7 protein-coding genes and 1 riboswitch are annotated in these 14053 nt (G+C 54.2%); of the genes, 3 read left to right on the top strand and 4 right to left on the bottom strand.

Annotation, left to right across the window (positions count from 1 at the left end):
- Positions 1-675: 675 nt before the first annotated feature.
- Complete coding sequence (ssb, locus tag L975_RS16830) at positions 676-1236, bottom strand: single-stranded DNA-binding protein (protein ID WP_039046679.1); 561 nt, start codon at positions 1234-1236, stop codon at positions 676-678.
- A gap of 259 nt (positions 1237-1495) precedes the next feature.
- Between ssb and uvrA the strand changes: the two genes are divergently transcribed.
- Entirely contained in the window at positions 1496-4351 is a 2856-nt protein-coding gene (gene uvrA / locus L975_RS16825) for an excinuclease ABC subunit UvrA (protein WP_047709402.1), read from the top strand.
- Between the two features lie 99 nt (positions 4352-4450).
- Here the strand turns inward: uvrA and L975_RS16820 are convergent, their stop codons facing one another.
- Positions 4451-5581, bottom strand: coding sequence for an alanine--glyoxylate aminotransferase family protein (locus tag L975_RS16820; RefSeq protein ID WP_215806243.1), 1131 nt, complete (start codon positions 5579-5581; stop codon positions 4451-4453).
- 168 nt (positions 5582-5749) lie between these two features.
- Positions 5750-5916, top strand: a riboswitch (Lysine riboswitch).
- Between the two features lie 146 nt (positions 5917-6062).
- Between L975_RS16820 and lysC the strand changes: the two genes are divergently transcribed.
- Positions 6063-7412 (top strand): lysine-sensitive aspartokinase 3, encoded by a 1350-nt coding sequence (gene lysC, locus L975_RS16815; RefSeq protein WP_010863076.1) that lies wholly within the window; start codon positions 6063-6065, stop codon positions 7410-7412.
- Positions 7413-7508: 96 nt separating this feature from the next.
- Here the strand turns inward: lysC and metH are convergent, their stop codons facing one another.
- The gene (gene metH, locus L975_RS16810) at positions 7509-11201 is read right to left on the bottom strand and encodes a methionine synthase (RefSeq protein ID WP_047709401.1); all 3693 of its coding nucleotides are present in this window, start codon (positions 11199-11201) and stop codon (positions 7509-7511) included.
- 202 nt (positions 11202-11403) lie between these two features.
- Between metH and L975_RS16805 the strand changes: the two genes are divergently transcribed.
- Positions 11404-12720 carry a sodium:proton antiporter gene (locus L975_RS16805; RefSeq protein ID WP_047709400.1) on the top strand — a complete coding sequence of 439 codons (1317 nt, stop codon included), beginning with the start codon at positions 11404-11406 and terminating at the stop codon, positions 12718-12720.
- A gap of 114 nt (positions 12721-12834) precedes the next feature.
- On the opposite strand, the gene metA is transcribed toward L975_RS16805, so the two are convergent.
- A complete protein-coding gene (metA, locus tag L975_RS16800) occupies positions 12835-13764 on the bottom strand; it encodes a homoserine O-succinyltransferase (RefSeq protein WP_039046676.1) in 930 nt (309 codons plus the stop codon).
- Positions 13765-14053: the final 289 nt, after the last annotated feature.

Raw genomic sequence — 14053 nt, 5'->3', positions numbered from 1 at the left:
TTTGGATATCAGCATTCTCAAACGAGTGCCCACACAGATTGTCTGATTAACTTTTTAAAGAGCGTTTCGCTTCGGGCTTCACCCTTAGCGACAGGACGCGCATTATTCCGCTTTCCTGTTGTGCCGTCAAGCATTTTTTATCATGCCCAACTGCGTTGTTTCGTTGACCACCGACCTCTGTGATTTGCATCACTGCTGCCGTGTCAGTGGGGTCGCATTATAGGGCGTTTTGCGGCGGGCGCAAGAGGGAAAATTAGGTTTTTATCCTGTTTGATTAATTTCTGCGCCGAACGTCTGAAATGACAGCGTTTCCTTCGCTGAAAAGCCTAGATAGGGCCAAATTGACAGTAAAACTCAGGGCATGCTCAGGGCTATTTGTACAGTTTAGGCTTATGGCGATATAGAAGGAATGAATGTAGAGGGCGTGCGCTGGAACAGTGTTTCGATTGGTGCCGTAGAAGTAGCGGGCAATCTAAAAACCAAGCCTAGAATACAACAGCCGCTTTATTCATGTAGCTTGCACATGGGATAAAGCGGCTGTCTATGACGTCTATCGCTAGCTGATACTGGTCGGTTCACGCTGTTCGCTGCTGAACCTTACTTTTATATAAGCTATATGCGCTATATAAGATAGGCGTTCAGCGCTGTAGGAAAAGCGCGGGCCGACAACTGGTATCAGAACGGAATGTCGTCATCAAAATCCATTGGAGGCTCAGCGCTACCGAAACCGGCGTTGTTCGCTGGTGCCGCATTCGGGGTATTGTTGGCGTAGCCGCCTTGCGCTGGGGCATTGCCGTAGTTACCTTGGGACTGCTGTGGAGCAAAACCTTGGTTTTGTGGCTGCTGTGGTTGACCCCAACCGCCTTGTGATTGGCCTGCCGGTGCGCCCATGCCGCCACGGGAATCCAGCATTTGCATTTCATCGGCTTGGATTTCGGTGCTGTAACGCTCTTGGCCGTTCTGATCCTGCCATTTACGGGTACGCAGTTTACCTTCAATGTAAACCTTGGCACCTTTCTTCAGGTATTCACCCGCTACTTCTGCCAGACGACGGTACAGCACAACACGGTGCCATTCAGTCATCTCTTTTTGCTCGCCGGTATTCTTGTCGCGCCAGCTTTCAGAGGTCGCGATGCTGATATTAGCGACAGCATTACCGTTCGGCATGTAGCGTACTTCAGGGTCCTGCCCCAAATTACCGATCAGGATAACTTTGTTAATGCCACCTCTGGCCATAACTCTCTCCGCTTCTTGGATGTCAATGATGTGTAATTTCTGATTGTATCACGCTCCTTTCGGATCTGAGCACCTTCCCAATAAAGAAGCGCGAAATCCTGCGCAAAGCGGCGCTCGCATGCTGTCAGTGCGGTGCACCGAAATCGGTACGGAAGAATTACTGGATATCTATTCAGTTATTTTTATTTTGTGCGATACTCAGATTTTGACCGTTTTCACCTTTATTACCTTCTCTTCCTTTACGACCTAAAGTGACGCTATGGATAAGATCGAAGTCAGGGGTGCCCGCACCCACAACCTGAAAAACATCAACCTGATTATCCCGCGCGACAAGCTGATTGTGATCACCGGTTTATCCGGCTCCGGCAAGTCATCGCTGGCGTTTGATACGCTGTACGCGGAGGGTCAGCGCCGCTATGTGGAGTCACTGTCGGCTTATGCGCGCCAGTTTCTGTCTCTGATGGAAAAGCCGGATGTGGATCATATTGAAGGGCTGTCGCCGGCTATCTCTATCGAGCAAAAGTCCACGTCACATAACCCACGCTCTACCGTCGGGACCATTACCGAAATTCACGACTATTTGCGTTTGCTGTTTGCCCGCGTGGGTGACCCACGTTGTCCAGTGCACGATGTGCCGCTGGCGGCACAAACGGTCAGTCAGATGGTGGACAAGGTATTGAGCTTGCCAGAAGGGCAAAAGCTGATGCTGTTGGCGCCCATCATCAAAGAGCGTAAAGGTGAGCACAGTAAGACGTTACAAAATCTGGCCGCGCAGGGTTATATCCGCGCTCGTATAGATGGCGAGGTATGTGACTTATCCGATCCCCCTGCGCTAGAGCTGCAAAAAAAACACACCATTGAAGTGGTGGTAGATCGTTTCAAAGTGCGCGCAGATTTAGCGCAGCGCTTGGCCGAAAGCTTCGAAACGGCGCTCACACTCTCTGGCGGCACCGTGGTGGTAGCCGACATGGAGGATAGCAACGCACCTGCGCTGGTATTCTCCTCCAACTTTGCCTGTCCGCACTGTGGTTACAGCATGCATGAGCTGGAGCCGCGTCTGTTCTCCTTTAATAACCCCGCAGGGGCATGCCCGACCTGTGATGGTCTTGGGGTGCAGCAGTATTTTGACCCCGAGCGAGTGGTGCAGCATCCGGAGCTGTCACTCGCCGGCGGTGCAATTCGCGGCTGGGATAAGCGCAACTTCTACTACTTCCAGATGCTCAAATCACTGGCGGAATACTATAACTTCGATATCGAAGCGCCGTTCAATTCACTGCCTCCGCGCATTCAAAAGGCGGTGCTGTCCGGCTCGGGGCGAGAGAATATCGAGTTTAAGTACATTAACGATCGCGGTGATACCACGATTCGCCATCATCCCTTCGAGGGGATCTTGCATAACATGGAACGGCGCTATAAAGAGACCGAATCCATGGCAGTGCGTGAAGAGCTGGCCAAATACATCAATAACCGCTCCTGTGCCAGCTGCCACGGGTCACGGCTGCGTGAAGAAGCGCGTCATGTGTTTATCGAAGACACCACGCTGCCGGATATCGCGCAGATGAGTATCGCCGAGGCGCTGACGTTCTTCCACCAGCTACAGCTGGCTGGGCAAAAAGCGCAGATTGCCGAGAAGGTGTTGAAGGAAATTCGTGATCGCCTGATGTTTTTGGTGAATGTCGGTTTGAATTACCTGACCCTGGCCCGCTCGGCGGAAACGCTGTCTGGCGGTGAAGCGCAGCGGATCCGTTTGGCTAGCCAAATTGGCGCTGGGCTGGTTGGCGTGATGTATGTGCTGGATGAGCCGTCGATCGGCTTGCACCAACGCGATAACGAGCGCTTGCTCAATACGCTGATCCACCTGCGCGATCAGGGCAATACCGTGATTGTGGTAGAGCACGATGAAGATGCGATTCGCGCTGCCGATCATATTATCGATATCGGCCCGGGTGCTGGCGTGCATGGCGGGGAGATCGTAGCCGAAGGCACCGCCAGCGAGATTATGGCCAATCCGAATTCCGTCACCGGGCAATATTTGTCTGGTCAGCGTGAAATTGCGGTGCCAGCGGAGCGTACACCGGCTGATCCTGCCAAAGTGCTGCGTCTGATCGGGGCACGTGGCAATAATCTCAAAGACGTCACGCTATCGATTCCGGTCGGGCTGTTTACTTGCGTCACTGGGGTGTCAGGCTCAGGCAAGTCGACCTTGATCAACGATACCCTGTTTCGTATCGCCCATCGCGAGTTAAATGGAGCGACCGCTGAAGAGCCGGCGCCGTATCGTGAGATCCAAGGCTTAGAGCATTTCGATAAGGTGATTGATATCGACCAAAGCCCGATTGGTCGTACCCCTCGCTCTAATCCGGCCACTTATACCGGCATTTTCACCCCGATCCGTGAGCTGTTTTCTGGCGTACCGGAATCGCGGGCACGCGGGTATACCCCTGGGCGCTTTAGCTTTAACGTGCGCGGTGGACGCTGCGAAGCCTGTCAGGGCGATGGCATGATCAAAGTGGAGATGCACTTCTTACCGGATGTGTATGTGCCTTGCGATCAGTGCCACGGCAAACGCTATAACCGCGAAACGTTAGAGATCAAATACAAAGGTAAGAGTATCCACGAAGTGCTGGATATGACGGTTGAAGATGCACGCGAGTTTTTCGATGCCGTACCGGCACTGGCGCGTAAGCTGCAAACTTTGATGGATGTAGGATTGTCCTATATTCGTTTGGGTCAATCGGCGACCACCTTGTCCGGCGGGGAAGCGCAGCGGGTGAAACTGGCGCGTGAGCTGTCTAAACGCGATACCGGTAAGACCTTGTACATTCTGGATGAACCAACCACCGGTTTGCACTTTGCCGATATCCAGCAATTACTGACCGTGCTACATAAGCTGCGCGATCACGGTAACAGCATTGTGGTGATTGAACACAATCTGGATGTGATTAAAACTGCTGACTGGATTGTCGATCTGGGGCCGGAAGGCGGCAGTGGCGGCGGTGAGATCTTGGTCGCTGGTACGCCGGAGACCGTGGCGGAAAGTACCGATTCGCACACCGCGCGCTTCCTCAAACCGATTTTGCAACGCGCCCTGCATAACGCTAAACAGCAGGACTAACGGCACATTACCGGAATTTCTAATATCACTGGATTACCGGTAAGAGTGTCCAAACAGGGGCGAGTCAGAACTCGCCCCTGTTTTACGCTGATTCAGCGCTTAACTGAGCACTTCTTGTAACGCCCGTAAGCACAGCGCCACGTTTTCACGCCGCGCACCGTACCCCATCAAACCGATCCGCCATGCTTTACCCGCTAGCGCACCTAGACCAGCCCCAATTTCCAAGTTGTATTCCTGCAACAACCGGCTACGTACTGCTGCATCATCCACCCCATCGGGGATATACACCGCATTGAGCTGGGGCAAACGCGCGGACTCAGCGACCACAAATTCCAGCCCTAAGGCCTGCAACCCATCACGCAGCAATTGGTGCATCTGGGCATGGCGCGCCCATGCCTGCTCTAATCCTTCTTGATGCAATGCCAACAAAGCTTCGTGCAGAGCATACAGCGTGTTTACCGGCGCGGTATGGTGATAACTGCGCTTCGCGCCGCCCTGCCAATAACCCAGCACCAAGGTTTGATCTAAAAACCAGCTGCCCACTTTACGCTGGCGCCGCTCGATTTTTTCTACTGCCCGTGGTGAGAACGATAACGGCGAGAGACCCGGCACGCAGGATAAACATTTCTGGCTGCCGGAATACACCGCATCAATGCCCCACGCATCCACATACAGCGGCACGCCGCCCAACGAAGTCACCGCATCCACTATCGTCAAGCAATCAAACTCACGGGCAATCTGACACAAGGTTTGTGCATCAGAGCAGGCGCCCGTGGAGGTTTCGGCGTGCACAAAGGCCAGCATTTTTATCTCAGGATCGGCGGCGAGCGCCGCGCGCACTTTGTCTGGCGACACCGGCTCGCCCCAAGCGTCATCCACCAGCACGGGGATCCCACCGACACGCTCCACATTCTCCGCCATGCGGCCACCAAACACGCCATTCCGGCAAACCAGCACTTTTTCACCCGGCTCCACCAAATTGACAAAGCAAGCCTCCATCCCCGCCGAACCGGGGGCGGACACCGCGATGGTAAACGGATTTTGTGTTTGCAGCGCGTACTGCAGCAATTGCTTGAGCTCATCCATCATGCCGATGAACAGCGGATCCAGATGGCCCACGGTCGGACGCGAGAGCGCATTTAACACGGCAGGATAAACATCCGATGGCCCCGGCCCCATTAAAATCCGATGCGGCGGCATAAATGAACGAAAGTGCATAGCAGTGGACATAGAACTCTCCTTGTAGGTGTAGGGTGCAGAGTGCTGCATTTTCCAGTATCCGCAGCCACGGCAAAAATGGCAATACACTGCTCGGAGCACAATTCCGTTGACAGGTTAAAAATAAACCGATATTTCTGATGTCAACCTAGCTTGCCAGGTTTACGGACAACCGGCAGGCAGGCCAGAAGAGGTGCGTCATTCAGGCAGCTGCCGGTCAACCGGAAATTTGCGGCAGTCAGGGGAATGTACGCCGAGATAGTTCAGGGTTCCGGAGCCCTGTCTATCGGCCGCGGAGGCTGAATCCTTCCGGCTGTCACCTTGCGAGGTGGAGCGCTTCTGGGTGCAGGAATTACATCGGTAGGCTCGGGGCTTCCCTTGTTTTCGGACGGATTCCGTTCGCGTCTGCGACCCCCACGTTCAGCTCTTCCCGTTCTACGGGCCACGTGCCAAGACGTAAGGACTCATTTCTAGGACACGAGGAATTTTCATGATGTCTCATCTGACGGTCGCCAAATTCGGCGGAACCAGTGTGGCGGACCATACCGCCATGAATCGCTGTGCCAATATCGTCCTTGACGATCCAAACACCAAAGTGGTGGTGCTATCGGCCTCGGCCGGTGTCACCAACTTGCTGGTCGCCTTGGCCAATGGCTGCGATGCCGAGCAACGCGCCTACTATCTGGATGAAGTGCGCCGCATCCAACTGCGTATTTTGCAAGATCTTGGCAACCCCCCCGCCATCCAAGAAAAAATTAATCGGATGCTCGACAGCATTGCCGCTCTGGCCGAAGCCGCCAGTCTTGCCACCTCGGCGGCGCTGACCGATGAGTTGGTAAGCCACGGTGAGCTGATGTCGACCCTGCTGTTTACCGAGCTGCTGCTGCAACGCGGCGAGCGCGCGGTCTGGGTGGATGTGCGCAAAGTTCTGCGCACCGACAGCCATTTTGGTAAAGCAGTACCGGATCTGGTGGCGACGGCCGCCTTGTGCGAACAACATCTGCTGCCACATCTGGATGCCGGCCTGATTATCACCCAAGGCTTTATTGGCTCAGACGACAAAAAGCGCACCACCACCCTCGGTCGCGGCGGCAGCGACTACAGCGCCGCACTGCTGGCCGAAGCGATGAAAGCGGATAGTCTGATAATCTGGACCGATGTGGATGGCATTTACACCACCGATCCGCGCATTACGGCAGCCGCCAAGCGTATCGATGAGATCAGTTTCTCGGAAGCCTCTGAGATGGCGACCTTCGGCGCTAAGATCTTGCATCCGGCCACTTTGCTGCCAGCGGTACGCAGTGATATCCCCGTGTTTGTCGGCTCCAGTAAAGAGCCGAAAGCGGGCGGTACTTGGGTTACCCGTAATGCCAGCCGCAAACCGCTGTTTCGCGCGGTAGCGGTGCGCCGCGATCAAATTTTGCTGACCCTGCACAGCCTAAATATGTTGCACGCCCAAGGCTTTCTGGCCGAAGTGTTCAATATTCTGGCGCGACATAAGATTTCAGTGGACTTAATCACCACCTCGGAAGTCAGCATTGCCCTGACTCTAGATAAAACCGGCTCCGCCTCCTCCGGCGCCAGTTTACTCACCGATGGCCTGCTCGAAGAGCTCAGTCAGTTGTGCCGCGTGGAAGTAGAAAGTGATTTGGCACTGGTGGCCCTAATTGGCAATCAGATGAGTCATACCGCCGGTGCCGGTAAGCAAATCTTCGATACCTTAAGCGCCTTTAACATCCGCATGATCAGCTATGGCGCCAGCGCCCACAATCTGTGCCTGCTGACCCGAGGCGATGATGCCGATAAGGTCGTGCAAACCTTGCATCGTCATTTGCTGGAGTAATGACCGGCAATAACACCGGAACTAACAAGGCCACCTTATCGGTGGCCTTTTTGTCGCGACTGATGAGCGACGCATTGGTACGCTAAGTATGTTAACTCAAGCGTCTTGGTCATAACCCAAGTTCGGCGTTAACCAGCGTTCGGCTTCCGACAAGGTGATCCCTTTGCGCGCCGCGTAATCTTGTACCTGATCGCGCTGAATTTGTGCCACGGCAAAATACTTGCTCTGCGGGTGACTGAAATACCACCCCGACACCGACGCTCCCGGCCACATGGCATACGACTCAGTCAGCCGCATACCGGTACGCTCCTGCGCTTGCAACAATTGCCAGATCACCGCCTTTTCACTGTGCTCGGGGCAAGCGGCATAGCCTGGCGCGGGGCGAATGCCCTGATAGTTTTCACGGATCAGCTCTTCATTACTCAGATCTTCATCCGGTGCATAGCCCCACAGCTCGGTACGTACAACTTGGTGCAGGTACTCGGCAAAAGCTTCCGCCAACCGATCGGCCACCGCTTTGACCATGATTTTGTTGTAGTCATCCTGCTGGGCATCGAAGGCATCGGCCAGTGCGTGCTCTTCCAAGCCGCCGGTCACCGCAAACGCACCCAGATAATCGGCCAGCCCAGTCTCTTTCGGCGCCACAAAATCACTCAGGCAGTAATTAGCAAACTCCTTTTTCTCGGTTTGCTGACGCAAATGGTGGCTGACCGCGACACACTGCTGACGAGTCTCATCGGCATAAATTTCAATATCGTCTCCGACACTGTTGGCCGCAAATAACCCGACGACCCCGCGCGGTTGCAATAACTGCTCGGCATGCAAGGAATCCAGCAAGGCATTGGCATCGGCAAATACCCGCTGCGCCTCTTCGCCGACCACCTCGTCTTGCAAAATCATCGGGTATTTACCGGCCAGTGACCACGTCATGAAAAACGGTGTCCAATCGATATACTCGCGCAGCACATCAATCCCAACCGCGATACTTTGCACGCCAAGCCACTGCGGCTTCGGCGGTTGGTATTCCGACCACGCTATCGCCACCCGATTAGCACGCGCCTGCGCCAAAGTCACCGGTGGGGTACGCGGCTTTTTCCGCGCAAATTGTACTCGGAGCTGCTCATACTCACGGCGGGTGCGCGCTAGCAGAGGTTCGCGCTGCTCAGCGGACAGCAAGTTGGAGCAAACCCCGACCGTGCGTGAGGCATTTTGCACATACAAAGTCGGCCCACTGTAGTTTTGCTCAATCTTCACCGCGGTGTGTGCCTTGGAGGTGGTCGCGCCGCCAATGAGTAGTGGCAGCGTAAAACCTTGCCGCTCCATCTCTTTGGCCACATGCACCATCTCATCGAGTGACGGTGTGATCAGGCCCGATAGCCCGATAATATCCACCTCTAGCTCACGGGCAGTTTTCAAGATCTTCTCGCACGGCACCATGACCCCGAGATCGATAATCTCGTAGTTATTACACTGCAGCACCACCCCGACAATGTTCTTGCCGATGTCGTGCACATCGCCTTTTACCGTCGCCAGTAAGATTTTCCCGGCTGAGGAGCCTTGCTGTTTGGCGGCTTGAATAAACGGCTCCAAATAAGCCACCGCTTGCTTCATCACCCGCGCTGACTTCACCACCTGCGGCAAGAACATTTTGCCTTCACCAAACAGATCGCCGACCACATTCATGCCGGCCATCAATGGCCCTTCGATCACCTGCAATGGCTTGTCCGCCTCCAGACGTGCCGCTTCGGTATCCTGTTCGATAAACTCAGTGATCCCTTTAACCAGCGCATACTCCAAGCGCTTACTGACCGGCCAGCTGCGCCACTCGGCCGCTTGCTTATCTTCGCTCGCCCCCTCTTTACTGCCGCGGTAACGTTCGGCCAAGGCCAGCAAATTATCGGTCGCCTGCGGATGACGGTTAAGCACCACATCTTCTACCGCTTCACGCAATTCAGCAGGCAGATCATCATAAATCGCCAATTGCCCCGCGTTGACAATCCCCATATCCATGCCGTTTTTAATGGCGTAATACAAGAACACCGCATGGATGGCTTCGCGCACCGGATCATTACCGCGAAACGAGAACGAAACGTTGGACACTCCGCCCGAGATCAGCGCGTGAGGCAAGTTCTGTTTGATATCCGCACAGGCACCAATAAAGTCGAGCGCGTAGTTATTGTGCTCTTCGATACCGGTGGCAATCGCAAAAATATTGGGGTCAAAGATAATGTCTTCCGGTGGGAAACCGGCTTGCTCGGTCAGCAAACGGTAAGCACGCTGGCAAATGGCAAACTTGCGCTCACGGGTATCGGCCTGCCCCACTTCATCAAAGGCCATCACCACCACCGCGGCGCCATAGCGGCGCACCAACCGTGCTTGGGCTAAAAAGCGCTCTTCGCCTTCTTTCATCGAGATGGAATTGACGATCCCCTTGCCCTGAATGCATTTCAGGCCCGCTTCAATCACTTCCCACTTGGAAGAATCGATCATCACGGGTACGCGCGCGATATCGGGCTCGGCGGCAATCAGATTTAAAAAGCGCACCATGGCCTGTTCGGCATCCAGCATCCCCTCATCCATATTGATATCGATGATCTGAGCGCCACTTTCGACCTGCTGGCGCGCCACTTCCAGCGCCTCATCATACTTTTCTTCTTTAATCAGCTTCTTAAAACGCGCTGAACCAGTCACGTTGGTGCGCTCGCCGACGTTCACGAACAAAGTCTCGGCATCAATGGTACAAGGCTCGAGACCTGACAACCGGCACGAGATCGGACGCGTGCTGATCGTTCGTGGCCGTAAATCGGCGACCGCCGCAACAATCGCCGCGATGTGCGCAGGGGTCGTCCCGCAGCAGCCGCCCACTAAATTCAGAAAGCCTTGCTGCGCCCATTCCCGGATCTGCGCCGCCATCGCCTGCGGCCCTAAATCGTATTCGCCAAAGGCATTGGGCAAACCGGCATTCGGGTGCGCCGACACAGCACATTCGGCAATTCGCGCCAGCTCCGCCACATACGGACGCAGCTCATCAGGGCCCAGCGCGCAGTTCAAGCCGAACGATAGCGGGCGCACATGGCGCAGCGAGTTATAAAACGCTTCGGTGGTTTGCCCCGACAAGGTGCGGCCTGAAGCATCAGTGATGGTGCCCGAGATCATCACCGGCAACTGGATCCCGAGCGATTCGAACACACTTTCCACCGCAAACAGCGCGGCTTTAGCATTAAGGGTATCGAAAACCGTTTCAATCAACAGCAGATCGACGCCACCATCAATCAACGCCAAGGTCGCTTCTTGGTAGGCGCTCACTAGCTGATCAAAACTGATATTACGAAAGGCCGGATCGTTCACATCCGGTGAGATTGACGCAGTACGGTTGGTCGGCCCCAATACCCCCGCCACATAACGCGGCTTATCTGGGGTTTTGGCACTCCACGCATCGGCGCAAGCGCGCGCTAAACGCGCCCCTTCACGGTTAATTTCCGCCGCCAATGCCTGCATCTGGTAATCGGCCATCGCAATCGAGGTGGCATTGAAGGTGTTGGTTTCTAGAATGTCGGCCCCCGCCTCCAGATAGGCGTGGTGAATGGCGCTGATCACCTCGGGCTGAGTCAGCACCAACAGATCGTTATTGCCCTTCAAATCGCTCGGCCAATCGGCAAAGCGTTCACCGCGGTAATCCTGCTCCTGCAGCCGGTATTGCTGGATCATCGTCCCCATACCGCCGTCGATGATTAAAATGCGCTCTGCCAGCTGACGGCGTAATGCCTCTGTTACCGGATGCTCAACCATGATTCCCTTTGCACTCCCTGCGTCTACAACCTATCCATGAGCGTTAACTATGTCATATGGAAATCTAGACGTCTATATCCGATAAGCGTTAACCACCTCTAAAATAATCGCTTACGGCTATTTAATAACGGCAGATAATCCTCTACCGTGTTGGCACATATAAAAAGCAAAATCTTTGTAACACGCACACCCTGAGGTTGTTATGGATGTCTATTACATACTCTGTTTCTTAGCGGCAATCGCCATCATGATTGCCTATCTGAATCAGTACATTAATAAGGTACAAACCACGATAGCGATCACCGCCGGTGCCCTGATCTGTTCGCTGGGCATTATTCTGGCCGGTCAGTTTGGCTGGTTTCGGTTAGAAAGCATTGCGCAGGGCGTGGTGCAGCAGATCAACTTCCAAAATTTCCTGCTAAAAGGGATTTTGGGCTTCTTGCTGTTCGCTGGCGCGCTCGGTATCAAATTGCCGGTACTCAAAGATCAGAAGTGGGAAATTACCGTCTTATCGCTATTCTCCACGCTGTTCTCCACCTTCTTAATTGGTTTTGCCACCTATGGCGTGACCCATTTAATCGGCATCGACATGGCGCTGATCCATTGTCTGCTGTTCGGCGCCCTGATTTCACCCACGGACCCGATTGCGGTACTGGCGATCATCAAAAAGCTCAACGCGCCACGCCGCGTTTCGATGCAAGTGGAAGGCGAATCGCTGTTTAACGACGGGGTTGGCTTGGTGATTTTCGTGACCATTTTTACCGTCTCCTTCGGTGGTCGCTCACCAACTCTGATGGATGTCTCTTCGGTATTCCTGCACGAAGCGCTGGGCGGCGTGGTCTACGGTCTGGTGATTGGCTATATCGCGCACCTGCTGATCTGCGCCACCGATGACGGTAGCTTGGAGCAATTGATCACTTTATTGGTACCTACTGCCGGTTTTGCCCTGGCCAATATGCTGGGCGTATCCGGTGCGCTGGCGATGGTGGTGGCGGGGATCATGGTCGGTAACTGGACCCGCTATAAAGGTTTCTCCGAGCAAAGTGCCCACTATCTGGATCACTTCTGGGAGATGATTGACCACTTCCTGAACGCTCTGTTGTTCCTGCTGATTGGCCTGTGCCTGCTGCTGATTGATCTTAGCCGCGAAGGGATAATCCTGATGCTGCTGGCTATCCCAGTTTGCTTGCTGGCGCGCTATATCAGTGTCGCGGTGCCGTTTATCGCCTTCCGCTTCTTCCGCACCTATAACCCGTACACCCTGAAAATCCTCACTTGGGGCGGGTTGCGTGGTGGTCTGGCACTGGCCATGGCTCTGTCGATTCCAGCCGGAGCAGCCTTTATTCCGGGTACCCAAACCGACGTGCGCGATCTGATTTTGGTGATGACCTACGCAGTGGTGCTGTTCTCCATTTTGGTACAAGGCTCCTCCATCGAAAGCATGATCATCAAATCCAAGCGTGTTGAGCCAAGCAAATCAGAGCATCAACACCCGAGCATTGAGCACGGCCATCACTAATCTCACGCACAGAGCATTACCCACGTAATAGCCCGTGCGCAGCCGAGCAGTCGGCTCACTCAACAAAAAAGGCGCCCGTCATACGGCGCCTTTTTTATGCTTAGGGTTTTAGCACTATTCACGTGTCGGCTGCATCACCCGCAAATCATATGGCGTGATCTGATACACGCAGTAATTCAGCCAGTTGCTAAATAGCAAATGGCCATGACTGCGCCAACTGGCCTCTGGCGGCCGCGTCGGATCATTGTCAGGGAAATAATTGACCGGAATAGCCGGTTGTAACCCTTCCCCCAGATCTCGCTGGTACTCTCCGGCTAACGTCAGCGCATCATATTCAGGATGGCCGGTCACAAAGACCTGACGCCGATCGTCACTGGCTAACAGATAGGCGCCAGCGTGCTCGGACTCGGCCAAAATCTGCAAATCGGTATACTCGCGGATCTGCGCAGTCGGGAAATCAGCATAGCGTGAATGCGGCGCCCAGAAATAATCATCAAAGCCGCGCGTCAGGGGAGCCAATGGCTCCAGTGTGGCATGGCGATAAACGCCAGACAGTTTTTCGCTGCGGGTAAGTTTAGGCAAGTCATACAGCACTTGTAGCGCCGCTTGCACTGCCCAACAGACAAACAAGGTCGAGGTCACATGGGTCTTCGACCACTCAATCACCGTGCGGATCTGCTCCCAATAGGCTACATCAGAAAACGGCACCAAACCGAGTGGCGCGCCGGTCACAATCAAGCCATCGTAATTATGCGGCGCCAACTCCGCAAACTCGCGATAGAACATATCCAAATGCTCCGGCGGCGTGTTACGACTCGGGCGGCAATCAATGCGCAGTAATTCAATATTAATCTGGAGGGATGAGTTAGACAGGAGACGCAGAAACTGGTTTTCCGTCTCGATCTTTTTCGGCATCAGGTTCAGCAAAATCACCTTCAGCGGACGAATATCTTGGTGCAGCGCACGGGATTCCGGCATCACAAAGATGTTTTCCTGACGTAAGACATGGGCGGCGGGCAACTCATCGGGGATCCGGATTGGCATACGCGAAAACCTCTCGTTATATCCATATAAACGTTTAGACATCCAGATATCCATACTAGACAGAATCCGCACGAAGATCCAGCGCTAAACCGGTACGCAAAGCCAGAAACTGACTCTGAAACCGGCATTACCGCTATCAAACACGCAACAAGATAAGAGAAATAAGGAATAAAGAGAGAAATAACAGGGAAGGAAGATGAAAATACAAAACCTAAAAACGCAAAAAGCCCATCCGTTAGGATGGGCTCTTCACTTATTTGATGCCTGGCAGTTCCCTACTCTCGCATGG

Source organism: Plesiomonas sp. ZOR0011, assembly GCF_000800945.1.
Lineage (GTDB): Bacteria > Pseudomonadota > Gammaproteobacteria > Enterobacterales > CAMTGL01 > Plesiomonas > Plesiomonas shigelloides.
This window is presented reverse-complemented; position numbering and strand designations above follow the sequence as displayed.

What these genes read in the sequence shown, in the direction of transcription:
- ssb (WP_039046679.1), bottom strand. Translation starts at nt 1,236, where the DNA reads ATGGCCAGAGGTGGCATTAACAAAGTTATCCTGATCGGTAATTTGGGG.
- uvrA (WP_047709402.1), top strand. Translation starts at nt 1,496, where the DNA reads ATGGATAAGATCGAAGTCAGGGGTGCCCGCACCCACAACCTGAAAAAC.
- L975_RS16820 (WP_215806243.1), bottom strand. Translation starts at nt 5,581, where the DNA reads ATGTCCACTGCTATGCACTTTCGTTCATTTATGCCGCCGCATCGGATT.
- lysC (WP_010863076.1), top strand. Translation starts at nt 6,063, where the DNA reads ATGTCTCATCTGACGGTCGCCAAATTCGGCGGAACCAGTGTGGCGGAC.
- metH (WP_047709401.1), bottom strand. Translation starts at nt 11,201, where the DNA reads ATGGTTGAGCATCCGGTAACAGAGGCATTACGCCGTCAGCTGGCAGAG.
- L975_RS16805 (WP_047709400.1), top strand. Translation starts at nt 11,404, where the DNA reads ATGGATGTCTATTACATACTCTGTTTCTTAGCGGCAATCGCCATCATG.
- metA (WP_039046676.1), bottom strand. Translation starts at nt 13,764, where the DNA reads ATGCCAATCCGGATCCCCGATGAGTTGCCCGCCGCCCATGTCTTACGT.